This window comes from Vibrio sp. 2096 (assembly GCF_033339595.1).
In the GTDB taxonomy this organism is placed as follows: Bacteria; Pseudomonadota; Gammaproteobacteria; order Enterobacterales; family Vibrionaceae; genus Vibrio; species Vibrio alginolyticus.
The window spans coordinates 312,525-337,761 of record NZ_JAWOUX010000004.1; the positions used below are offsets into that span (position 1 = coordinate 312,525).

Consider the following 25,237-nt stretch of genomic DNA (forward strand, 5'->3'; position numbering starts at 1 on the left):
AGTATTTATTATGAATCTGTTCTGTATTAAGAGTTTAAGATGTACTCAGCGATCTTATCGCCCATCTCAGACGTCGAAAGTGCTGGGTTGTCACCAGCAAGGTCACCCGTAAGCTCACCCGCTGATAGTGCTTTTGAAACTGCCGCTTCAATGTCTTGTGCCGCCGTTTCCTCACCTAGGCTATAACGTAGCATCAGTGCCGCAGACAGGATTTGTGCCACAGGGTTAGCGATGTTCTTACCTGCGATATCTGGTGCACTGCCACCTGCTGGCTCGTACAGACCGAATTTGCTTTCGTTTAGACTTGCTGATGGCAACATACCCATAGAGCCTGTGATCATCGCGCATTCATCAGAAATGATGTCGCCGAAGATGTTTGAACACAGCATTACGTCGAACTGAGCAGGGTCTTTGATAAGCTGCATAGTCGCGTTATCAATGTACATATGTGACAACTCGACATCTGGGTAGTCTTTTGCGATTTCTTCGACTACTTCACGCCATAAGATAGAGCTTTGTAGAACGTTCGCTTTGTCGATAGAGCACACTTTCTTGCGACGTAGACGAGCAGATTCAAAAGCGATTTTTGCAATACGTTCGATCTCAAAGCGGTGGTACACCTCAGTATCAAATGCTTTTTCTGTTGCGCCTTCACCTTCACGACCTTTCGGTTGGCCGAAGTAGATACCACCCGTCAGTTCACGGACTACCACGATGTCAAAGCCGCGACCCGAGATGTCTGCACGTAGCGGTGAGAAAGCTTCAAGACCTGAGTGAATTTGCGCTGGACGTAAGTTACAGAACAGTTGGAAGTGTTTGCGTAGTGGCAGTAGGGCACCGCGTTCAGGTTGGTCATTTGGTGGTAAGTGCTCCCACTTAGGGCCGCCAACCGAGCCGAATAGGACTGCATCAGACTCTTCACATGCTTTTATTGTGCTCTCTGGAAGTGGGCAACCGTGATTGTCGATCGCGATACCACCGACATCATGCTCGTCACGCTCAAACGCAATACCATGTTTCTTTTCGATTGCATCCAATACTTTATGTGCCTGCGCCATTACTTCCGGGCCAATGCCGTCACCGGGTAGGACGGCAATTTTGTACGATTTGTCTGTCATGTTAATCCTTTAAGTTTTCTAATTTTGAGCTTAATTATTTCAACGAGCGTGTTCTTTCCTGAGCCGTGTAGCCCGGTTGTTATTACACAGTCGCAATCTTTTTCTGCTTCATTTCTTCGATTTTATCTGCACGATGAATGCTGTTAATAACGTGCAATAATGCTTGGCCGGAAGCCTCAACGATGTCGGTGGAAACACCCGTACCGTGGTATTTGCGACCTTTGTAGTTGGCAATGATGTCTGCTTGACCCAAACCATCTTCACCTTCACCTTTCGCGGTTAGGTCGAATTTATCCAGAACGATGTCGTAGCCTGTCACGCGGTAGATACATTGGTATAGCGCATCAACTGGGCCATTACCGACCGCTGCTTCACACATTTCTTCATCACCGCATTGCATTTTGATGCTGGTGGTAGCCATTACGCTGCCAGACTGCACGCTTAGGTAGCTCAATTTGTAGAAGTCATCTTCTTCACGCAAGTTCGAGAAGTGCATTAGGGCTTCTAGGTCGTAATCGAACACTTGGCCTTTGCGATCAGCAAGTTTCAAGAAATCCGCATACAGCGCGTCTAGGTTGTACTCGTCTTCGTTGTAACCCATGGTATCCATATGGCTCTTCACGGCAGCGCGACCGCTGCGGCTGGTTAGGTTCAGAGCTTGGTTTTTTAGGCCAATAGACTCAGGGGTCATGATTTCGTAGGTATTCTTATTCTTCAACATGCCATCTTGGTGGATGCCTGAAGAGTGGCTAAACGCATTTGCACCCACAATTGCTTTGTTGCTTTGAATAGGCATATTGCATAGCTGGCTAACCAACTTACTGGTGCGGTGAATTTCATCATGCTTAATGCCAGTGTGAACGCCCAAAAACTCTTGACGAGTCTTGATGATCATTGCGATCTCTTCAAGTGAACAGTTACCCGCTCGCTCTCCAATGCCATTGATCGTGCCTTCTATCTGACGTGCGCCAGCTTGAACGGCGGCAATAGAGTTGGCAACTGACATCCCCAAATCGTCGTGACAGTGAACGGAGATGATCGCTTTATCAATGTTCGGAACGCGGTTAAATAGGGTTTCAATAATCCCACCAAACTCACTTGGTACGGTGTAGCCAACGGTATCTGGAATGTTGATTGTACTCGCACCTGCATTGATGGCGGCTTCTACCATGCGACATAGGTTGTCGATTGGAGTACGACCAGCATCTTCACAAGAAAACTCGACATCATCAGTGTAGTTACGTGCATGTTTAACGGCGTTGACTGCCATTTCTAGTACATCGTCGTAGCTGCGGCGTAGTTTGTCTTCTACGTGAATGGTGGAAGTGGCTAAAAACGTGTGAATACGGAATTGGTCAGCCACTTTTAATGCTTCAGCGGCAGCATCAATGTCTTTCGCAACGGCACGCGAAAGGGCACAAACTCGACTGTTTTTTATGTTTTTTGCGATGGTTTGTACAGACTCGAAATCACCTGGTGAAGAGATTGGGAAGCCAGCTTCGATAACATCAACGCCGAGTCTTTCCAGCGCATAGGCAATCTGCAGTTTTTCTTTAACCGTCAAGCTTGCTGACAACGCTTGCTCGCCATCACGCAATGTGGTGTCGAATATAATGACCTGATCGTTCATGTTTGCTTCCTTCCTGATTTCTGCACTTTCGCGCAAGTGAATCGTTTACTTCCAGTATTTAGATATAAAAAAACCCGCATTCTCATGCGGGTTCTTAGAAATTGGTGTGGTTATTTTTCTTCCACAGCCTACCCGCGCGAACTGGTCACGATCAGGAGGAGGCTAAGCAGGATAGAAAAATGAGCTGACATAGTTGTTAAGCTTTCCACATAATTAAGTTAACAAATTAGTACCGCACTCCATGAAGCGCGTCAACCCTAAAGTCGATTTTTTATTCATATCGGATGAGTCTTTTCGTTTGCTTGAAAAAAATGATGCACTAAGTGAAACGACATGATGCGATAGAAACGTGCTAGAAGAAGTAAGTTCTCATCAAGTTTGCGACGTTTCATTACCAAAACAAGCATCGGGATTGCGACTTGTCACACAAAGGTCCGAATTGTTTGGCAAAAGTTTTGAATGACCATTTATAGTAGTGCAGTTGCACTAGGTAAAAGAAATATAAGGGTTAGGGAAAGAATGAGGTTAACAAAACAATTTGGACGTTCAGCCATAGTACTTACTCTGGTCAGCTTGTCGGGTTGTCAGCTGTTTCAATCGCAGACCTATGTGGAAGTGGCTTCCCCCGTTGTTATGAATGATCACTCACAGAGCGTCATGGTCATCAATGATCAAATGGATCGATTTTTGAGTTATGAAGGACGCGAATCGTTCTTGAATCAGATGCTTGTTGCCCTTGAGTCTGACAGCCGAAATAAGTTTAAAGGTAAAGATCCGGAAACGTATTCTTGGTGGAAGATCCGTGTTCAACCTAGTGAGAAACAGCAAGCGGAAGTTTTCCGACCAACCACTGAAGGTGTCGATACCTCAAACCCAGTAGAGTTTATGGATGTCTCTTACCGCTCTAAGACCACATTAAACCTACGCTCCAAACCGAGTCTTGAAGGGGAAAAGCTTGGCGTATTATCGAAAGGGGAAGTCTTTAATGTGCTAGCAAAAGTAGTTGATCAACCTTGGTTTCTCGTTGAACAGAAAGGAGTGATAAAAGGTTATGTCCATAAGGATTATGCGCGCAGCAATGTGATAAATCGTGACATTTTATCTACACAGCCTAACCCTTTACTAGAGCCTAACTCGAGTAAAACGGAGCAAACGAGTATAGAGCATGAACTGTCGGGAAACTATACTTGCCGCTCACTGAGCTATGAGCTTACAAAAGATGGCGACATGACGACGGGCTCTTTGCGCGCCTGCCGCAAGAAGAGAAAAGTCTGGTATATAGACACCCCTCAACCGCAACTATCAAACCCTTCTTAATGTTCTATTTTTATGGTTATGCCCAATAGATAAATTGTTGGGCGCACCTTAATTTGGCCTTTGTCATTAATTGTCCAAACTCCCGTCATGCTGTTGTCACCTAAACCTCCTACTTTTCACACAAAGGCGTTGTCAAAGTAAGGAAAGGTCACATGCGAACCATAGAGACAATTACACAGCCAATTGCAACCATTGCTAAGTTTGATTTAGCGCTCTCTAGTGTTTGTCTTAAGCACCGTTTTAATCAACAAGTCGCCAATATCAGTAAAGGAGTTTCCCACAGTGGTGACGGGCATCTTTACTTGGTGTTGGGGTTATTAGCTTGGTATTTAGATAAGGAGCAAGGAGTCTGGTTTTTACTGGCGGGTTTACTTGCTTTTGCTATCGAGCTACCAATTTATTGGACGCTGAAAAATAGTTTTAAGCGTCGTCGCCCTGAAGAGCTTAATGCACTCCTTCCTGCTTTTATTACCCCCTCTGATCGCTATAGTCTTCCTTCAGGACACACTGCCGCTGCGTTTGTCATGGCGACGCTGATTGACCATTTCTATCCGAGCCTAGGCGTTGCTGCATTCTTTTGGGCAAGTTTAATCGGAACCGCGCGAATCTTATTGGGTGTGCACTTTTTTACCGATGTCATCATTGGTGCACTGCTTGGCAGTCTTTGTGGTGGATTAGCGATTGCGATGTTAGGAGGCTAATTGATGAAAATCTTGTACGGTGTTCAAGGGACAGGAAACGGACATATTGCACGCGCAAGGGCGATGAGTCATGCGTTTAAAGAGCACGATGTTGAGGTCGACTTTTTGTTTTCTGGGCGAGCGCCGGAAAAATACTTTTCAATGGAAGCATTTGGCGATTACCAGACTCGCCGAGGCTTCACCTTTATTACCGAAAAAGGCTCTGTAAACTACGCGAAAACAGCATTGAATAACAATTTGGTGCAGTTTTTCAAAGAAGTTAAGCAACTCGATCTGTCGTCCTACGATCTTATCATTAATGATTTCGAACCTGTGACTGCGTGGGCAGCGAGACAACAAAATAAGCCTTCTATTGGTATCAGCCACCAAAATGCTTTCCGTTATCCGGTGCCACTAAAGGGAGCAAGTTGGTTAGATAAATCCGTCATTGAATACTTTGCGCCTTCTCAACACCACCTTGGTTTGCATTGGCATCATTTTGATCAACCTTTGTTACCACCAATAGTGCATACCGTCGATAGCCAAGCAGAAAACGACGACTTCGTGTTGGTGTATCTACCGTTCGAATCGATTGAAGATATCTCGGACTTATTGTTCCACTTTAATCAACAAGCGTTTATCTGTTATCACCCGGGTGTGATCGAATGTGAGCAGGTAGAAAACATAGAACTGCGCCCTTTATGCCACAGCAACTTCCAGCATCATTTGCATCGCTGTAGTGGTGTCATTGCTAATGGTGGGTTTGAGCTTCCTTCAGAAGCCTTGTCTTTGGGGAAAAAATTGTTACTAAAGCCACTCGCGGGTCAATTCGAGCAGCAGAGCAATGTTGCGACCTTAGAAGACTTAGGGCTTGCGATGTCGATGGAGAGCTTAGACATTTCCGCAGTACGCCAGTGGCTAAAGGAGCAACAAGCCGAAAGTGTGAAATACCCAGATGTTGCTCAGGCTATTGTTCATTGGGTACTGCAAGGTGCATGGGATTCAAAAGCAGAGTTATCCAGACAACTGTGGGAGCAGGTTGATTTTCCAAGTTACGTGTCGAACATTTAAGTACGTTGTTCTAAGTACATTGTTCCTTCCATTTTTGACACGATTTTGTTGCAGCCTTTCTGTTTGGAAGGCTGCATTTTTATTCTTCCTCTCTCATTTCTATTCAGTGTGTATTTGCTGATAATTTGACTGATAAGTGCAAAATTCAATCAGAGATATAGCTGTCATCTGTTGTTCTTATTTCAACTAATAACTGAGCTAAATGCATGCTTGTGTTGACCGCCTGTCCTATCAATTTGCTAAATACGTCCTCAAAGAATGCATTTTTACGTGTTTTATAGTTTTTTATGTTTTTATCAAGCCTTTGTTATTTAACAAATAAATACCTAATTGGCTAAAATTTACTGATTAAATATCAATCTAGTTGCGAAACCGCAATCGATTAGTTGATAGTACAGTTCGAGCCGGAAGTATCCGGACGATAAATATAATAAAAAGTTAGGTTATCTATTCGTAAAATGATTCGAATCCAGCCGCCGTCTTTTGTGCGAGATGGGATTCTATTCGTTATGAATTTAATGAACAAAGTTGACGATTACAAAAGAGGCGCACTCAATGTTAGAGAAGAAAGACGCGATGAGCGCAATTGCTAGCTACCGTATGGAAAGCACTTTGCGTGGTGTAGATTTAAACCTACTGACAGTATTTGATGCTGTAATGCAAGAGCAAAATATTACTCGTGCAGCACATAACCTAGGCATGTCTCAACCGGCGGTAAGTAACGCCGTGGCACGCTTAAAAGTGATGTTTAACGACGAGCTATTCATGCGCCAAGGCCGTGGTATTCAGCCTACGCAACGAGCACGTCAACTGTTTGGTCCTATTCGCCAAGCACTGCAGCTGATTCGCAATGAACTTCCTAGCTCCGTATTCCAGCCAGAATCTTCGACTCGCTTATTCAAGCTTGCGATTTGCAGCCCTTGTGACATGCGTTTTGCTCCGAAGATCATGGCAAAAGTGAATCAACAAGCACCAAACGTTCAGCTTCATCTAGATGCAGAATTTGACCGTTTGTTGTCTGAGCGTATGCGCTACCAAGAAATTGATTTCGTGATCGACTACGCTCGTTTTGATGAGCAAGGTTTCTCAAGTACTGAAATCTTCAAAGATGAATTAGTGGTTATCGCATCAAAAACCCACCCACGCATTCAAGGTGGTGTGACGGCTGAGCAACTGCTTAACGAAAAGCATGCGAAGTTATCGAAAGTGCATGGCCAACGTAGTTTCTCAGAGCAAGCGTACCGTGAACTGGATTGCCAAGCGGCGTATGAAGGTTCTAGTTTAAGCAACCTACTATACGTGGTGGGTCAATCTGAGCTTGTGACTATTGCACCACGTTGGATGGCGGAAAATGCGGTAAACAGCGATCAACTGCAAATTCTTGATTTCCCATTTGCGAACAAAGAAATCAGCGGCTTCTTAAGCTGGCATGAATCAAGTGAAAAAGATAAAGGCCACATTTGGCTACGCGATCAACTGATGATCACTTGTGGTGAAGTCGTTGCCGCAAAATAAGATGACGTTTGGTCTTCTCGATTAGACCATATTGGTAATCATCAATTTTTACAATTCATTGGTCCCCGAGCGATTTTTGTCTCTCGGGGCTTTTTGTTTTCGTAATCAACAATCGAAACAGTAAGTTAAATAGAGTAATCATTCAGCAATTTGAGGTACGTTCGCGACGTATAAGTGATAGTTGTCTCTTATTAGTGATAAGTTTGATACTGGTCAGTTGCGTTTTAGCAAGCCGTGAGTACACTTGTTCGCTCAATTAGCTTACGCCTGTAAGCCAAAAGGTAAGTAAAAGAATGGCCAAGTTAGATTTTCATATCGTTAAACGTATTCGTGAACAAATTGCGAACGGTGGTACACGCGTTGCACTCAAGCATAAAGTGGGTGAGGAGTGGCAAGGTATTACGTGGACGCAATTTGGTCAGCAAGTTGATGCTTTATCACTTGCACTTTTGGCTCAGGGATTAGGAGTCCAAGATAAGATCGGCATTTTCTCGAACAACATGCCGCAATGGACGATCGCTGATATCGCAGCACTGCAATTACGCAGCGTGACAGTACCTATTTACCCAACCAATACTGCCGCTCAGTCGGCGTACATCATTAACAATGCAGACGTCAAAGTTCTGTTTGTTGGTGAACAGCCTCAATTTGATGCAGCAGTGAGCATTTTCGACCAGTGCGAACAGTTAGAGCTCATTGTTGCGATGTCTGATGATATAGAACTTGGCGATCATGATTTCGTTATCTCTTGGCAAGCATTTGTTGCCAAAGGCGACACTACATATCAAGTTGAATTGGACGCGCGTTTAGATCAGGCAAAAGAAGATGATCTACTCACGCTCATCTACACCTCGGGTACAACAGGACAGCCAAAAGGCGTTATGTTGGACTACGCAAACATTGCGGCGCAATTGGAAGGGCACGATCAGCGCTTGAGCCTTTCTCAAAGTGACGTGTCATTATGTTTCCTTCCGTTGTCACACGTATTTGAGCGCGCTTGGACCTTTTATGTATTGTACAAAGGGGCGACCAACTGCTATTTGCAAGACACCATGCAAGTACGTGATGCACTGAGCCAGGTGCGACCTACCGTGATGTGTGCCGTACCGCGTTTCTATGAGAAGATCTTCTCTGCGATTCACGAGAAAGTGTCTCGCGCGCCGATTCACCGTAAGATCATGTTTACTTGGGCAGTCAACATGGGCGCAAAAATGGCCGCTTGTCATCAAGAAAAACGTCAGCCATCGCTCTTGCTGCGTAAGTCATACGCTTTGGCGGATAAGTTGGTTCTGAGCAAACTGCGTGCGCTACTTGGCGGGCAAATCAACTTTATGCCTTGTGGCGGTGCAAAGTTGGATGAAACCATCGGTCGATTCTTCCATGCGATTGGTATCAACGTTAAGTTGGGCTACGGCATGACTGAAACCACTGCGACAGTATCGTGTTGGGATGATAAATGTTTTAACCCCGACTCTATTGGTATGTCGATGCCTGGCGCACAGGTTAAGATCGGCGAAAACAACGAGATTCTGGTTCGTGGTCCAATGGTGATGCGTGGCTATTACAAAATGCCAGAAGAGACGGAAAAGACCTTTGATGAGCACGGTTTCCTAAAAACGGGCGACGCTGGTTACATTGATGAAAATGGCAATTTGTTCATCACCGATCGTATCAAAGAGTTGATGAAAACTTCAGGTGGTAAATACATCGCTCCACAAATGATTGAAGGTGCGATTGGTAAAGACCACTTTATCGAGCAAATCGCAGTCATTGCGGATACTCGTAAGTTTGTTTCTGCGCTTATCGTGCCTTGTTATGACTCGCTAGAAGAGTACGCGAAAGAGCTGAATATCAAATATCACGATCGCGTTGAGTTGATTAAGCACCACCAGGTGGTCGAAATGCTTGAGAAGCGTGTGAACGATCTTCAAAAAGAGTTGGCAAAGTTTGAACAAGTGAAGAAGTTTAAACTGTTACCAAGAGCTTTCTCTATGGATGATGGTGAGTTAACGCCAACTCAAAAACTTCGTCGTAAAGTCATCAATGACAAATACCAAGATGAAATTGAAGAAATGTATAAGGAAAAGTCGGATAAAAAGTAACTTAAGCTGACTTAGATTTTATATTGATGAAAAAATCCCCAGTGATGTGATCGCGCATTGCTGGGGATTTTTGTTTGTATTGATTTTTTCTGTTCTGCTCGTCAAATAACGCTATTTAGCACCCTGTAGCTAAAAGCTTATGAAATAATGTTCTTTTTTTAAGCGTTAATTTTTTAGGTTGTACTGTGAAATAGGAGATGTGTGGCTGCTATTCCTACTAACATTCTAATTACTAGTATCTTGTTTAAAAAGTAGACCAATCTCTCATTAGACCCTTTGATAATAAAACGTTACATTTGTTGGGTAACCTTGCGGGATGTTATGACGAACGCAAGACATAGCCGAAAACGTGGAAGTATTTCGATTAGGCTACGAATAAGACCTAGACTATGTAAAACCAGACCAATCCGTTGACCTTACGGTGAGGAAACTGGCTAAGGAGAGCAATTATGACAGCAATGTTGTCAGGCGCAGAGATGGTGGTTCAATCTCTGATAGAAGAGCACGTAGAGCAGATCTTTGGCTACCCAGGTGGCTCTGTTTTGGATATCTACGATGCACTGCATGCCAAAACCGATCAAATCAAACACGTACTTGTAAGGCATGAGCAAGCCGCCACTCATATGGCAGATGGTTACGCTCGAGCTACCGGTAAACCGGGTGTCGTACTTGTGTGCTCGGGGCCGGGCGCGACCAATACCATTACGGGTATTGCAACAGCATATATGGACTCTATCCCAATGATCGTTATCTCGGGTAACGTACCGAATAGCCTAATTGGTAATGATGCTTTCCAAGAGTGTGACATCGTCGGTGTCTCCCGCCCAGTGGTCAAACACAGCTTTTTAGTAAAAAAAGCGGAAGATATTCCTGAAACAATCAAAAAAGCGTTTTATATTGCGACTACGGGTCGACCTGGTCCAGTTGTGATTGATTTGCCAAAAGATGTGATGAACCCGCAAATCAAACTGCCTTATCAATATCCAGAAACGCTTTCAATGCGTTCTTACAAGCCGACAACTTCGGGCCATAAAGGCCAGATTAAAAAAGCGCTTAAATCGCTATTAGAAGCGAAAAAACCAGTGCTTTATATCGGTGGTGGTGCAGTGATTTCTGGCGCCCATGAACATATTTTAGAGCTTTCCGACAAACTGAACCTACCAGTAGTGAGTACTTTGATGGGCTTGGGGGCATTCCCGGGTACACATAAAAACTCACTGGGCATGTTGGGTATGCACGGCACTTACGAAGCTAATATGGCAATGCATGAAGCGGATCTTATTTTTGGTATCGGTGTGCGTTTTGATGACCGTACAACCAACAACCTTGAAAAGTACTGCCCAAACGCAAAAGTGATGCATATTGATATCGATCCGTCATCGATCTCGAAAAACGTGAAAGTGGATTTGCCGATCGTAGGTTCTGCGGAAAAAGTGCTGACAACCATGCTCGGGCTGCTTGCAGAGCAAGGTAGTGAAAATGATCAAGATGCTATCACCGCATGGTGGGATGACATTCAAGTGTGGCGTGATCGCAACTGCTTGTCTTATGAAACGTCTCCAGAACGAATCAAGCCACAGCAAGTAATTGAAACGCTGCACAAGCTAACTAATGGCGACGCGTATGTGGCGTCTGATGTGGGCCAGCATCAGATGTTTGCGGCACTGTACTACCCATTCAATAAGCCGCGCCGTTGGATAAACTCTGGTGGTCTTGGCACCATGGGATTTGGTCTTCCGGCTGGCATGGGCGTGAAGTTTGCCATGCCACAAGAAGAGGTCGTGGTTGTGACTGGTGACGGCAGTATTCAGATGAATATTCAAGAATTGTCGACAGCCATGCAATACGACATTCCAGTGAAGATCATCAACCTGAACAACCGATTCTTAGGCATGGTAAAACAGTGGCAAGACATTATTTATCAAGGCCGTCACTCTAATTCTTACATGAGTTCTGTTCCTGATTTTGCAGCGATTGCAGAAGCTTATGGTCACGTCGGTATTCGTATCGAAACGCCTGATCAGCTCGAAGAAGGGCTACAAAAAGCGTTGGATATGAAAGATCGTCTGGTGTTTGTGGACATCAACGTAGACGAAACCGAACACGTATACCCGATGCAAATCAAAGGTGAGGGTATGGATAAAATGTGGCTAAGCAAAACGGAGAGAACTTAATATGAGACACATTATTTCATTGCTATTGGAAAACCAACCAGGTGCGTTGTCTCGTGTTGTTGGTTTGTTCTCTCAACGTGGTTACAACATTGAATCTTTGACGGTGTCACCGACTGATGATGAAACCTTGTCGCGAATGAACATTACCACGACATCTGATGAGATGCAGTTGGAACAAATTCAGAAGCAGTTACACAAATTGATCGATGTGCTGAAAGTACAAGAAGTCACCGAGTATGAGCACATTGAGCGTGAACTGATGATGGTGAAAGTGAAAGCCAGTGGTTTTGCGCGAGCAGAAGTGAAGCGGACGGCAGACATCTTCCGTGGCCAGATCGTGGATGTCACGGCTTCCCAATACACCGTACAACTTGCGGGTACGAGTGAAAAGCTAGATGCCTTCATTCAAGCGATATCCGAAGTGACCGAAGTTGTCGAAGTTGCTCGTAGTGGTGTCGTTGGCATTGCGCGAGGAGAGCGAGCCCTCAAACCTTAACTCTCTGATTGCATATAGAAAAGCCACTTAATCTAAGTGGCTTTTTTGTTTAGAAAATAACAATTAATGATATAATTGTCGTTTTAGTAAGCATGATAGGCATTAGACGTGTGAAAGTACCTAAGCGAGTCGGCACCTTATTGGCGACAGCACTATTTTTTAGTGCACTCACTGCCGCTTACTACTATCAGAAATATCTGACGTTGTTAGAAAACAATGTTGAGAACACCGCTCAAGAAGCGTTACATCAATTGGCCTATACTGGCCGTGAATACAGCAATATTCAGGATCAAATCGAAACGATCAGTGACCTACTTGGTCACAGCCAAAGTCTGTATGAATATCTGCGCCAACCTAACCGGGTGAACCGTTCCATCTTAGAAGACATGTGGATCTCGGTCGCAATCAATCAAAAGTTGTATAAGCAAATTCGCTTTCTTGATGTTTCTGGTCGAGAAAAAGTGAGGATTAATTATGAGATTGAAACAGGCGCTGCGTTGCCCGCGATCAAATTGCAAAATAAGTCAGAGCGAGATTACTTTCAATTCGCTAAGAACTTAGACGATGGCGAAATCGCTTCGTGGGGGATAGGTTTAGAACGAGAGTATGGCGAGTTAGTCTATCCCTATAGCCCGTCACTGCGTATTTTGATGCCTATTTCGCTTAACGGAAAGCGCGAAGGGTATCTTGTGCTTAATGTTGATATTGACTATTTATCCTCTCGACTCAACTATTCGTCAGTGCTTGATTTCCATATTGAGCTGATTAAGAGTGACGGATTTTACATTGATAGCCCTAAATCAGCTCGTTTGTATGGCCATATAATTCCCGCTCGCTCTCAATTTAATTTTGGCCGGATGTACCCAAACATTTGGCGTAGTTTAAATTCAAAAGATTCGGGCTATGCTTACAATGGTTCGAATTTGGTCGCGTATCGCACCATCCAGTTTGTTTCTAGCGAACCTCTTCATCTGGTTATTGATCTTACCAATGAGCAGTTATTATCCCGAGCTCAGAGGGATATTGATGACTTAATCCAAGAAGCGTTTTTTGTTCTAAGTTTGGTGCTCGGCTTCACTTTGCCGACGGCAGCCCTTGCTCTGCATTATCGGCGTCATAGTATGGAATCGAAGTTGGCTCGAGCTGCTCTTGATGGTATGACTGCGGTGATGATCTCGGATGCTTCACATAGAATCATCATGGTTAATCAAGAGTTTGAAAACATGATGGGTTACTCAACCAAGCATGCCCAAGGTTGGAGTGCACATCATTTAATTTTTCTACCTGAAGATCTCGAAGCAAACCTGAGTATCTGGAAAACACTGAAGAGTGAACACGTATGGGAAGGGGAGATTCGTTGTCGAACTAAGTTTAATCAAGTCTTTACTGCAATAATGCGTATTCAGGCGAATTTAACCAAATCAGGTAAAGTGAGTTATTACATTACGTCGCTAGTGGATATCTCTGGGCAAAAAGAGTTAGAAGAAAAATTACGAAACCTAAGCGAAAAAGATGGCTTGACGGGGTTGTGGAACCGCCGAAAATTTGAAGAGCAATTGGCGCAATATGCGGGGATTATTGAACGCTATCCTGATAGCCCTCCTGCTTGTTTGGCGTTGTTTGATATTGACCATTTTAAACGTATTAATGACGAGCTTGGCCACGACGAAGGAGACAAGGTGATTTGTAGTGTCGCAGAAACCCTCCTAGAAGAAGTCCGCAGCACAGACTTTGTATCTCGTGTCGGTGGTGAGGAATTTGCAGTGATTATGCCGCATACAACACTAGAAGAGGCTGAAATTGTATTGAACAGGCTACGTGTCGCGGTTCAAATGCGTAGTGATAGAGGCATTACTGTCAGTGCTGGGTATAGTGATTTAACCTCTGATCGTACAAGAACGTATAAATGTGCTGATATTGCTTTGTATGAGTCAAAAAGTGCAGGGCGTAACTGCGTATCGCTATGTCATAGTTATGATGATATTGCTTAGTGCTTTTACAAAAACGAAAAAACGGGGATAGACCCCCGCTTTTTAGTCTCAGCGTTATTCGCTAGCCAGTATGCGACATTGGTTGTCGATGGCGGCTTCGATACACTGTATTGACTGTCTCAAATAACGCTCTAGATAACCTAAAGCATCCTGACTCTTTTTGTCTAGCGATGCCTTCATCAGTATTTCTTGCTCATCGAGATTACAGTGCCCAGGGTTCCCTGTGCCTAAAATCTGCATCGCGAAGTATTGGTAGCGTTTAATTTGCGTGAGTAGATCGCGGAAAAAACCAAACATATTGACAGAGCCAGCACCTTCAAACAGCGCAGTAAGAAACTGATTTTGGCGCTCTTCCCATTCCCTCCAACAAAAGCTTTCGCCAGGTTTTACTCGGGATAACTTGTGATAAGCAGTTAGTACATCCAGTTCCCATTTTTCATCGCCAATCATAATTGCCTTACTGAGTAAGCATGCGGAGACCATTTGCAGGCTTTCGTACAAGTCATGTAACTCATCTTTACATACAGGTGCAACCCAGCAGCCTTTTTGCGGCTCGAGTTTGACGTATTTGCTCCAAGATAATTGCACCAATGCTTCTCGAATGGGTGACGCTCCTACGTTGTACTTCTCTTTGAGTTCGGCAACCACGAGTTTTTGACCTGGTTTAAGCTCGCCATCGAGAATATCCTGACGGATCATTCTTAATACTTTGTCGGTAAGAGTGGGACTAGACACATACACCTCATAGAAACTTTAATCGTGACGATAAAATTAAACAGTACGAAATTCTGATAGAGGTAAATAATACAATTAGCCTATTATGAGAGCAAGAAAGCCATATAAAAAAGGAGGGCATAAGCCCTCCTTCTCAAGAAACTGAAGTGTTAAAAGTTCAGTCTTATAGCACGTGTACAGAAGCTGTGTTCGTAGTACCTGAAGCAACTAGAGCGCCAGAAACCATAACAACGATATCGCCTTTGTTACCTAGACCTGATTCTAGAGCAAGTTCTTTACCCGCTACGTAGAATGCGTCAGTGCTTTCGATTGAATCAACAACTACAGGAGTAACACCTTTAGTTAGAACTAGCTGTGCAGCAGTTTTCTTGTTAGTTGTTAGCGCTAGAATGTTTGCAGTTGGGAAGTACTTACGTACTGAACGTGCAGACTTACCGCCTTCAGTTGCAACAACGATAAGTGGAGCAGCTAGTTTCTCAGCTGTGTCTACAGCGCCTTTACATACTGCTTCAGTGATGCGAAGACGTGGGCTGTCTAGACGAGAACCTAGTTCAGCTTTTAGCGCTGAGTCAGTACGGTTCGCGATTTGAGCCATGATAGTTACCGCTTCAACAGGGTATTTACCTTTCGCCGTTTCACCAGAAAGCATTACTGCGTCAGTACCGTCCATTACTGCGTTAGCAACGTCGCCTGCTTCCGCACGAGTAGGACGTGGGTTGTTGATCATAGAATCAAGCATTTGAGTTGCAGTGATAACCATCTTACGTGCACGGTTACACTTCTCGATCATCATTTTCTGAGCGAAGATTACTTCTTCAGCTGGGATTTCAACACCTAGGTCACCACGAGCAACCATGATGCCGTCAGAAAGCTCTAGGATCTCGTCGAAGTTATCAACACCTTCTTGGTTTTCGATCTTAGAGATGATGTGGATGTTCTCGCCGCCGTTTGCAGCAAGTACTTCACGGATTTCTTGAACGTCAGACGCTTTACGGATGAAAGAAGCTGCTACGAAGTCAACGCCTTGCTCACAACCAAATTTAAGGTCGTTCTTATCTTTTTCAGATAGTGCAGGTAGGTTTACAGAAACGCCAGGAAGGTTAACACCTTTGTTTTCGCCTAGTGCACCGTTGTTAAGAACTTTACATTTAACTTCAGTTTCAGTCTTAGAGATAACTTCCATCTCGATTAGACCGTCGTCTACTAGGATAGTGTTACCTACGTTTAGGTCGGCTGCGAAACCAGCGTAAGTTACTGCAACTTTATCTTTGTTACCTACAACTGAAGTGTCAGTTGTGAAAGTGAATTCTTGACCTGCTACTAGATCAACATCGTTACCGCCTTCTAGCTTGATAGTGCGGATTTCTGGACCTTTAGTATCTAGAAGAATTGCTAGTGGTTTGCCAGTAGCTTCCATTACTTTACGGAAGTTCGCGATACGAGTGCCGTGTTCTTCGTAGTCACCGTGAGAGAAGTTAAGGCGCATTACGTTCATGCCTGCGTTAACTAGTTCAGTTAGCTTCTCTACAGATTCTGTTTTAGGGCCAATCGTACATACGATTTTGGTCTTTTTCATGGAAGATACTCTCCGGTAAGTATAGTTACAATTTGAAAGTCGGTTATTTACTCTGAAGTCAGGACGTTTTTGATGACATTTAGTACCTGTCACCCACCGATTTTTCGTCTCATTATTAGAACTTCAGATTCTGAAAGTCTTTCACCAAGTTTAGTCATTTTATGACTAAAAGATCGGCGATTTTGGTTACCTTTTTGTGACCAATCCCACTTTATATGCAGAAAGTTGCAAAAAAATAGCCTTCAATTCTGTAATTTTTTTTCTTTTCGGTGGCGAATTCTACCACTGAATGAATCCAATATCACTGTTTAAGAATTGTCTTAGGACAAGGTTTTATCGAGAAATATTAATTTTTTGGATCGAAATAAATGGACTTAAAAGTTTCGGTTTGACTATAATAAGTTTCACATCGAAACTTAAAATCAAAACTTAAATGTCGAAACGAAATACTCAATTAAGAAGACACGCCATTTCTAACTTGGTTTCTGAACTAGGAGAAGTCAGCGTTGATGAACTTGCTCAGAAATTCGAAACCTCAGAGGTCACGATTAGAAAGGATTTAGCTTCTTTAGAGAAAAACGGCCAACTTCTACGCCGCTATGGCGGTGCGATTGCTATCCCAAAGGAAGTCATTCACGAAGAATTGGGCGCTAATGTTTCGACTCGAAAGTTAAGCTTAGCAAAAGCAGCTGCATCATTGATTCGCGATCATAATCGCATCGTGATCGACAGTGGCAGCACGACTGCCGCGCTGATTCAACAGTTGAATGACAAACGTGGCTTAGTGGTCATGACCAACTCGTTGCATGTTGCTAACGCCCTAAATGAATTAGAGAGCGAACCGACACTGCTGATGACTGGCGGTACTTGGGATACGCACTCAGAGTCCTTTCAAGGCAAAGTGGCCGAATCTGTATTACGAGCTTACGACTTTGACCAACTATTCATCGGTGCGGATGGCATTGATCTCGAGCGTGGAACCACGACATTTAATGAGTTGGTTGGCTTAAGTAAGGTAATGGCAGAAGCGTCACGTGAAGTGATCGTAATGATCGAGTCCGAAAAAATCGGCCGTAAGATCCCAAACTTAGAGCTCGCTTGGCATCAAGTTGATGTGTTGGTGACCGATGCAGATATCCAAGCAGAGCATAAAGTACAGATTGAACAACATGGCGTGAAAGTCATTTGCGCCTAATAATGTAATCAGTTTCATATTTTACTTCCCTCTGGATAAAGGCCTTTGCTTGCTGCCTCTATTTGAAATCATGGCTAGGGAAGAACAAAACTACAAACGGAGATAAACACATGTGTGGAATCGTAGGTGCAGTAGCACAACGAGATGTTGCAGAAATTTTGGTTGAAGGTCTACGCCGCTTAGAGTACCGCGGTTACGACTCTGCTGGCGTTGCGGTTGTTGATGGCGAATCAAACCTAACGCGCGTTCGTCGCTTGGGTAAAGTACAAGAATTGGCTGATGCAGTAGAAGAAGCAAAAGTGATCGGCGGAACTGGTATTGCGCACACTCGTTGGGCGACGCACGGTGAACCTTCTGAAATCAACGCTCACCCACACATGTCTGGTGATATCGCAGTGGTCCATAACGGCATCATCGAAAACCATGAAGAGCTGCGTGAGTTGCTTCAATCTCGTGGCTACGTGTTTGAATCGCAAACGGATACAGAAGTTATCGCACACATGGTTGAGTGGGAACTTCGTACTTCAGAAACGCTATTAGAAGCGGTACAAAAAACAGCAAAACAACTTGAAGGCGCATACGGCACCGTAGCGTTGGATCGCAAAGATCCTTCACGCATCGTAGTAGCGCGTTCAGGCAGCCCGATCGTGATCGGTTTTGGTGTGGGTGAAAACTTCCTAGCGTCTGACCAACTTGCATTACTTAACGTTACGCGCCGTTTCATGTACCTAGAAGAAGGGGACGTAGCAGAAATTACTCGCCGTGAAGTCACTGTGTTTGATGCAACGGGTGAGCCAGTTGAGCGTGAAATTGTTGAATCTAATGCAGAGCATGATGCAGGTGATAAAGGTCAATACCGTCACTTCATGCAAAAAGAAATCTATGAGCAACCTAAAGCGTTGATCAACACAATGGAAGGTCGTATCACGTCAGATTCTGTTGTGACAGACGCGATCGGTGTGCACGCGGCAGACATTCTAAGCAAAGTAGAACACGTACAAATCGTGGCGTGTGGTACGTCTTACAACGCAGGTATGACAGCGCGTTACTGGTTTGAAGACATTGCTGGCGTTAGCTGTGATGTAGAAATCGCGTCTGAGTTCCGTTACCGCAAGTTTGTGACTCGCCCAAACAGCCTATTGATCACGTTGTCTCAGTCTGGTGAAACCGCTGATACGCTAGCAGCACTTCGCCTAGCAAAAGAGAAAGGTTACATGGCGGCGATGACCATTTGTAACGTAGCTGGCTCTTCTCTGGTTCGTGAATCAGATTTTGCGTTCATGACTCGCGCTGGTGTTGAAATCGGTGTGGCTTCAACCAAAGCGTTCACGACTCAACTTTCTGCACTACTTATGCTGGTAACGGCACTAGGTAAAGAGCAAGGCCGCATCAGCAAAGAGAAAGAAAAAGAGATCGTTGAAGCGCTGCAGGCACTTCCTAAGCAAATAAACGCGGCACTTTCTTTCGAGAAAGAAATTGAAGCACTAGCAACGGATTTTGCAGACAAGCACCACACATTGTTCCTAGGCCGTGGCGAGTTCTACCCAATCGCGATGGAAGCGTCTCTAAAACTGAAAGAGATCTCGTACATCCACGCAGAAGCGTACGCGGCGGGTGAACTGAAACACGGTCCTCTGGCTCTAATTGATGCTGACATGCCAGTTGTTGTGGTTGCACCAAGCAACGACCTACTTGAAAAGCTAAAATCAAACGTTGAAGAAGTGCGTGCGCGTGGCGGCCTTCTATACGTATTCGCAGATGCAGACGCAGGCTTCGAAGGCGATGAAACAATGAAGATCATCACTATGCCTCACGTTAGTGAAATCACGGCGGCGATCTACTACACCATCCCAATGCAGTTGCTGTCTTACTACGTAGCACTGATCAAAGGTACGGACGTAGACCAACCACGTAACCTAGCGAAAGCGGTAACGGTTGAGTAATTACGCTTAACAGCAAAGATCCTGAGCGGCACATGCGAGAGTATGTGCCGCTTTTTTATTTAAACCCATTTAAGGTTTGTGAGTTATTGACCCAACTGGTGAGCGGTTAGAATTGCAGAGTAGACATTTTCTGCCGTCACTGGGAATGGCATATTGTGGATGGTTTCTCCCTCGGCCGTTGAGGCTTCGGCGACCTCGCGCAACTTAGCGTGGTTAAGCTCTTTAACGCCCATATCAAATAAGTTGGTTGGTAGACCTACAGAGCGGCAGAATGCAAGAACCGTATTAATCTCTTCCATCGCTGCGTTTTCTAGTACCAGCTGAACAAGTGTGCCGAACGCGACTTTCTCACCATGATAGAGATGGTGACACTCTTCGAGCTTGGTTAGGCCGTTATGAATAGCGTGAGCGCCTGCTAGGCCACTGCTTTCAAAACCGATACCGCTTAGGTATGTATTGGCTTCAATAATGTTTTCTACCGCTTTGGTGCTCACACCATTTTCTACCGCAGCTTTTGCTTTTACACCATCTTCAAGCAAGGTTTCATAGCAAAGTTTCGCAAGCGCTTGTGCTGAACGCGTCGCTAACCCACCAGCCATTGTTGCCTTACCAGAAGTCATGTTGGCACGAGCTTCAAAGTAGGTGGAAAGCGCGTCGCCCATCCCCGATACAAGCAAGCGAACAGGGGCTTTGGCGATGACTGACGTATCCATGATGACCATGTCTGGGTTTTTAGGGATCATCAAATATTCTGCAAATTCACCTTCAGGTGTGTATATCACCGCAAGCGCTGAGGTTGGCGCATCAGTCGAGGCAATCGTAGGAACCACCACGACAGGAATTTTGGTGTAAAACGCAACAGCCTTTGCTGTATCTAACGTTTTACCGCCACCAATACCGACAATGACATCGTGTTTTTGAGTCGCACAAATGTCCGTGATGCGTTCAATCTCAACGCGCGAACATTCGCCACCAAAAATGTTCATAGTGAGTGGAAGCTTTTCGTCAGCAAAACTTTGCTTGACGTCATCACCAACCAGGTTAGTCACGAACTCATCGGCAATTACTAACGGACGTTCACCCAATGTTTTCACATAGTGAGCGATAGATGTAAGTACTTGTTCACCTTGGACGTATTTGCTTGGGCTGATAATAATTTTGTCCATAATTCAAACCTTTAACCTTTTTATGTGTGTTTTGGACTGCAATGAATATCCATTGTAGGGATAAGGTTTATATTAGGTTTGGTGTGGTAGGTGGTGAAGGATATCTCTGGTTTTGTTCCATGCTTTTATGACCTCTGTGTCAAACCGACTGTCAGAAGTAATAAGCATCAGCATGCTTTATGGCGACGATCACTATTCAGGAAAATTTGTCGTTTTTCGTTTCATATTGAAACAATAATGCCGAAGTTTTTGTTTCAATATGAAACGGATTGATTTTTGTTGAGCACGCTTTTTCTCTGTTTAAGATGAATTCATACCCTACATAAAAATATAAATGGAATGAGATAGAACGATGAAAAAGTTAATTAACCAAGTTGATGATGTTGTATTGCAGCAAATGGAAGGTCTGGCTTTATCTCGCCCAGAGCTAAAAGTGAACTACGAACCTCGTTACATGTGGCACGAGGAAACACCGGGGCAAGTGGCAGTGGTTTCTGGTGGTGGCTGTGGTCATGAACCTTTGCACGCAGGTTTTATTGGTAAAGGCATGCTGACAGGCGCCTGCCCTGGAGAGGTATTTACTTCACCAACGCCAGATCAAATGTACGAATGTGGCAACCAAGTGAATACCGGTGAGGGCGTGCTGTTTATCATTAAAAACTACACCGGCGATGTGTTGAACTTTGAAACGGCTGTGGAGCTGCTTCATACCGATGGCATCAAAGTTGGGTCGGTGTTGGTGGATGACGATGTTGCAGTCAAAGACAGCCTGTATACCGCTGGTCGCCGTGGCGTAGCTGGAACGGTATTGGTTGAAAAGTTAGTTGGGGCTGCCGCGAGCAAAGGTTATTCGTTGGAGCAATGTGAAGCACTGGCTCGTCGCGTTAATAATCACTGTCGTTCATTTGGCGTGGCGCTTAATGCTTGTGTTGTACCCGCAGCAGGTAAACCATCTTTTGTTCTGGAAGATGATGAAGTGGAGTTTGGTGTTGGTATCCATGGTGAGCCAGGTATCAAGCGAGTGAAATACACCGATGTCGATACGTTAGTGGATGAAATGTTTGCTGAAGTTGCTGAAAACACACCTTATCAGCGCACATTGCGTATTTGGAATCGTGACGAAGGTGAATGGGATGAAGTGGAATCCAGCATTGAGCCTTTCGCCGCTGAACACGACTACATCGTGATGGTGAATGGTATGGGTGGTACGCCAACTTCAGAGCTTTACGGAGTGTACCGCCGTCTGGCTCATAACTGCGAGCAAGCAGGGTTCCGTATCGTGCGTAATATGGTTGGTAACTTCTGTACGTCACTCGATATGGAAGGCGTTTCGATTACGTTGCTGAAGGCAGACAAAGAGATGTTGGAGCTGTTTGATGCTCCTGTCGATACGGCCGCGATCAAGTGGTAAGAGGGGGGAGCAAACATGCAAATTGAAAAACAACATATCGTTCACTGGTTAGAGTTATGTGCAAAAACGTATCAAGAGAATCAAGATTTTCTGACCGACCTTGATCGTGATATTGGTGACGCAGACCATGGTCTCAATATGAACCGTGGCTTTAAAAAAGTTGCTGAAAAACTGCCGCAATTTGCGGACCAAAATATCGGCAGCATTCTCAAGAATACGGGCATGACCTTACTTTCTAGTGTTGGTGGGGCAAGTGGCCCGCTGTATGGCACGCTGTTTATTCGCACGGCTGCCGCTGTCGGAACTCGAGAGCAATTAACATTTGAAGAGTTAGTGGATGCACTAAAAAGCGGTGTAGATGGCGTAGTGTCTCGTGGTAAAGCGGAACTGGGTGATAAAACCATGTGTGATGTTTGGTTACCCGTTTTAGTTAGCGTGAAGGCGTCGTTAGAAAATGGCATGAGCGCCGATCACTTACTGAATGAAATGGTTGAACTAGCAGAAACGAGCGCGGTTGCCACGATTGAAATGTTGGCGAAAAAAGGGCGAGCAAGCTATCTGGGGGAACGTAGTATTGGTCACCAAGATCCCGGTGCAACCTCTTCTTTGTTAATGATTAAAGCACTCCAGCAGGCAATAGCAGGTAATTAAGATGGTGGGAATTGTAGTTGTATCTCATAGTCGTCGACTTGCAGAAGGGGTGGCAGAACTTGCCACCCAAATGACGCAAGGCAAAGCCAAGCTTGCGATTGCTGCTGGGATTGATGATCCAGAGAACCCGATCGGAACCGATGCCATTGCCGTGATGGAAGCGATTGAGCAGGTACAAGATCAACAAGGGGTTGTTGTGTTGATGGATCTTGGCAGCGCGTTGCTTAGCACGGAAATGGCTCTGGACCTGATTGATGATCATGTGAGGGAAAATGTCACCCTTATCTCGGCACCTATTGTTGAAGGAACCATGGCGGCGTCGGTGGCTGCTGTTGCCGGACTACCTTTATCGACGGTAGTCGAAGAGGCACAGAATGCGTTAAGCGTAAAACGAGAGCACCTTGGTGAGCAGCCACTAACATCCGCGGAGATAGTGCCAGTATCAGAGAACTTTGAGCAAGAGCGGACATTTGATTGGGTAGTGCAAAATCCGCATGGGTTACATGCTCGTCCCGCTGCGGCCATTGTTGGTGCACTCGCGCCTTTTGACTGCCAATTATGGTTGAAAAAAGGCGAGCGCCATGTGAACGCGAAAAGCTTAAACAGCATTGCGAAACTTGGCGTTCGTAGCCAAGAGACGATCACGCTGTGCGCACTCGGCTCTCAATCCAGTGAAGCAATCAAGGCATTTGAGGCCTTAGCTAGTGAGCACTTCGGAGAAAAAGAGGCGGTTGAGCAAGGCATTGTCGAACCTGAAGAAAGTTCAGATACTCTGCTCGATGGCATGGCCTCAAGTCAGATTGAAGGTGCTGTTGTTGGTATTCGAGTCAATGACGGTATCGCTACTGCTCCTGCTGTCCTTTTTACTCATGAAATGCCAGCAGTGCCTGAACGTGATTTCCAAAGTGAACAAGATGAAATTGAACGGGTTAAGCGTGCGATAGGTGTGGTTGTTCAACATTTGCAGGAGCAAGCGAAGCAGCCGAAAGGGGAAATATTTTCCGCTCATAGCATGATGCTCAGTGACCCAGAATTATGGGCATCGGTCGAGTCGCGAATTCAAACGGGCATGATAGCCGAGCAAGCTTGGATAGAATCACTACAAACGTTGGCCGAAGAGTTTCGCCAGGCAGAAAGTCAGTACATGCGGGAGCGCGAAGCAGATGTGCATGATATCGCACGCCAAGTTATGGTCGAAATGACAGGCGTAACGCCTAATGCCATCGACATTCAGGAACCGAGTATTTTGTTGGCCCGCGACCTGATGCCTTCTGATGTGGCCGGGCTTGATAAATCGAAAGTGCTTGGTATCTGTTTGAGTGAGGGAGGGAAAACCTCTCACAGTGCGATTCTTGCCCGTGCGATGGGGATTCCTGCCATCGTTAAAGCTCAGGGCTGCCTTGATGCTGTGCGTGCTGGTCAAGTGGTGACTATTGATGGCTTTCGAGGGCATTTATGGTTCTCTCCTTCAGATGCCATACAGCAGGAATTAGAAGCGCAACAAATTGAGTGGCAAAGCACCCGACAAAGTGCACTAGCGAGTGCTCAGCAAGCCGCAGTCACCTGTGATGGTGTCCATATTCCAGTACTCGCCAATATTGGTGGACCGAAAGATATTGATGATGCACTAACATCAGGAGCTGAGGGCGTTGGTCTATTTCGGACTGAGTTTCTATTTCAAAACAGTGATGAGTTGCCAACTGAGGAAGCGCAATACCAAGTGTATCGTGATATTGCCGCCGCACTTGGTGATAAGCCACTTACGATTCGTAGTCTAGATGTTGGCGGTGATAAGCCTTTAGCCGCTTATCCTATGCCAGCGGAAGATAATCCATTTTTAGGTTTGAGAGGGGTGCGGTTGTGCCTTCAACATGAGTCATTGTTTACCGCTCAACTTCGAGCCATTCTGAGAGCCTTTCACGAGCAACCGAATATTCAATTGATGATACCGATGGTGGCTCAGGTTGAAGAAGTGAGAAAAGTAAAAGTGCTGTTGGCGCATCAAGCAAACCAACTCGGCTTGGATGTGACTCATTTGCCCGTTGGTATTATGATTGAGGTACCAGCCGCGGTGTTAAATGCTGATGCGTTAGCCCAAGAAGTCGACTTTTTCTCTATTGGCACCAATGATTTGACTCAATATGTTATGGCTGCCGATCGAGGTAACGCCGCTGTTGCTGAATTGGTGAACTACTTTGAACCATCGGTACTAAAAGCCATTGAGCTCACGTGTGCAGCAGGCGATCGCGCGGGCATACCGGTTAGTATGTGTGGTGAGATGGCTGGCGATCCAAATGCCACAGAAACATTGCTTCGCGTGGGGTTGCGAAAATTCAGCGCCAGTTCGAGTATGCTCCCGGGACTAAAAGCGCAGATTCGTCAGCTGTCTGTCGATGTTTAATCGAAACCGTATCGTTAGTTCATCTATACCGGCGTGCTTACGCCGGTTTTACTTTTGTTATAGGA

At 45.1% G+C, this 25,237-nt stretch carries 18 protein-coding genes; 13 read left to right on the forward strand and 5 right to left on the reverse strand.

The window, feature by feature from the left end:
- Positions 1-26 precede the first annotated feature (26 nt).
- Positions 27-1,118 (reverse strand): 3-isopropylmalate dehydrogenase, encoded by a 1,092-nt coding sequence (gene leuB, locus R7Q41_RS10285; RefSeq protein ID WP_005379683.1) that lies wholly within the window; start codon positions 1,116-1,118, stop codon positions 27-29.
- 82 nt (positions 1,119-1,200) lie between these two features.
- Positions 1,201-2,748 carry a 2-isopropylmalate synthase gene (gene leuA, locus R7Q41_RS10290; RefSeq protein WP_005379685.1) on the reverse strand — a complete coding sequence of 516 codons (1,548 nt, stop codon included), beginning with the start codon at positions 2,746-2,748 and terminating at the stop codon, positions 1,201-1,203.
- A 519-nt stretch (positions 2,749-3,267) separates the two neighbouring features.
- Between leuA and R7Q41_RS10295 the strand changes: the two genes are divergently transcribed.
- From R7Q41_RS10295 to R7Q41_RS10330, 8 genes are all read left to right on the forward strand, one after another.
- Positions 3,268-4,065 (forward strand): SH3 domain-containing protein, encoded by a 798-nt coding sequence (locus R7Q41_RS10295; RefSeq protein ID WP_053303329.1) that lies wholly within the window; start codon positions 3,268-3,270, stop codon positions 4,063-4,065.
- 152 nt (positions 4,066-4,217) lie between these two features.
- On the forward strand, positions 4,218-4,766 hold the full coding sequence (locus R7Q41_RS10300; protein ID WP_033906038.1) for a phosphatase PAP2 family protein: 549 nt from the start codon (positions 4,218-4,220) through the stop codon (positions 4,764-4,766).
- 3 nt (positions 4,767-4,769) lie between these two features.
- Positions 4,770-5,816, forward strand: a complete 1,047-nt coding sequence (locus R7Q41_RS10305) for an MJ1255/VC2487 family glycosyltransferase (RefSeq protein WP_318108349.1) — start codon at positions 4,770-4,772, stop codon at positions 5,814-5,816.
- A 555-nt stretch (positions 5,817-6,371) separates the two neighbouring features.
- The gene (gene calR, locus R7Q41_RS10310; protein ID WP_005379693.1) at positions 6,372-7,331 is read left to right on the forward strand and encodes a LysR family transcriptional regulator CalR; all 960 of its coding nucleotides are present in this window, start codon (positions 6,372-6,374) and stop codon (positions 7,329-7,331) included.
- A 293-nt stretch (positions 7,332-7,624) separates the two neighbouring features.
- Positions 7,625-9,433: an AMP-dependent synthetase/ligase gene (locus R7Q41_RS10315; RefSeq protein WP_033906039.1), complete on the forward strand. Its 1,809-nt coding sequence runs from the start codon at positions 7,625-7,627 to the stop codon at positions 9,431-9,433.
- Between the two features lie 449 nt (positions 9,434-9,882).
- Complete coding sequence (locus tag R7Q41_RS10320; RefSeq protein WP_005383061.1) at positions 9,883-11,607, forward strand: acetolactate synthase 3 large subunit; 1,725 nt, start codon at positions 9,883-9,885, stop codon at positions 11,605-11,607.
- A 1-nt stretch (position 11,608) separates the two neighbouring features.
- Complete coding sequence (ilvN, locus tag R7Q41_RS10325; RefSeq protein ID WP_005379697.1) at positions 11,609-12,103, forward strand: acetolactate synthase small subunit; 495 nt, start codon at positions 11,609-11,611, stop codon at positions 12,101-12,103.
- Between the two features lie 110 nt (positions 12,104-12,213).
- Positions 12,214-14,094, forward strand: coding sequence for a GGDEF domain-containing protein (locus R7Q41_RS10330; RefSeq protein ID WP_206953635.1), 1,881 nt, complete (start codon positions 12,214-12,216; stop codon positions 14,092-14,094).
- Between the two features lie 54 nt (positions 14,095-14,148).
- Here R7Q41_RS10330 and R7Q41_RS10335 read toward each other — a convergent pair whose 3' ends face one another.
- Both R7Q41_RS10335 and pykF read right to left on the reverse strand, forming a co-directional pair.
- Positions 14,149-14,835 (reverse strand): GntR family transcriptional regulator, encoded by a 687-nt coding sequence (locus R7Q41_RS10335; protein WP_080659233.1) that lies wholly within the window; start codon positions 14,833-14,835, stop codon positions 14,149-14,151.
- A gap of 157 nt (positions 14,836-14,992) precedes the next feature.
- Entirely contained in the window at positions 14,993-16,405 is a 1,413-nt protein-coding gene (pykF, locus tag R7Q41_RS10340; protein WP_005392243.1) for a pyruvate kinase PykF, read from the reverse strand.
- A gap of 433 nt (positions 16,406-16,838) precedes the next feature.
- On the opposite strand from pykF, the gene R7Q41_RS10345 reads away from it, so the two are divergent.
- Entirely contained in the window at positions 16,839-17,600 is a 762-nt protein-coding gene (locus tag R7Q41_RS10345) for a DeoR/GlpR family DNA-binding transcription regulator (RefSeq protein WP_005379701.1), read from the forward strand.
- 110 nt (positions 17,601-17,710) lie between these two features.
- Positions 17,711-19,543 (forward strand): glutamine--fructose-6-phosphate transaminase (isomerizing), encoded by a 1,833-nt coding sequence (gene glmS / locus R7Q41_RS10350; RefSeq protein WP_318144486.1) that lies wholly within the window; start codon positions 17,711-17,713, stop codon positions 19,541-19,543.
- Positions 19,544-19,626: 83 nt separating this feature from the next.
- Here glmS and R7Q41_RS10355 read toward each other — a convergent pair whose 3' ends face one another.
- Positions 19,627-20,709, reverse strand: a complete 1,083-nt coding sequence (locus R7Q41_RS10355) for a glycerol dehydrogenase (RefSeq protein WP_005379703.1) — start codon at positions 20,707-20,709, stop codon at positions 19,627-19,629.
- A gap of 352 nt (positions 20,710-21,061) precedes the next feature.
- On the opposite strand from R7Q41_RS10355, the gene dhaK reads away from it, so the two are divergent.
- Genes dhaK through ptsP form a run of 3 tightly spaced genes read left to right on the forward strand, consistent with a single transcriptional unit; the run spans position 21,062 to position 25,172 of the window.
- Positions 21,062-22,120, forward strand: coding sequence for a dihydroxyacetone kinase subunit DhaK (gene dhaK, locus R7Q41_RS10360; RefSeq protein WP_054728463.1), 1,059 nt, complete (start codon positions 21,062-21,064; stop codon positions 22,118-22,120).
- Positions 22,121-22,135: 15 nt separating this feature from the next.
- Entirely contained in the window at positions 22,136-22,771 is a 636-nt protein-coding gene (dhaL, locus tag R7Q41_RS10365; RefSeq protein ID WP_053304323.1) for a dihydroxyacetone kinase subunit DhaL, read from the forward strand.
- A gap of 1 nt (position 22,772) precedes the next feature.
- Positions 22,773-25,172, forward strand: coding sequence for a phosphoenolpyruvate--protein phosphotransferase (gene ptsP, locus R7Q41_RS10370; RefSeq protein ID WP_258490715.1), 2,400 nt, complete (start codon positions 22,773-22,775; stop codon positions 25,170-25,172).
- Positions 25,173-25,237 lie beyond the last annotated feature (65 nt).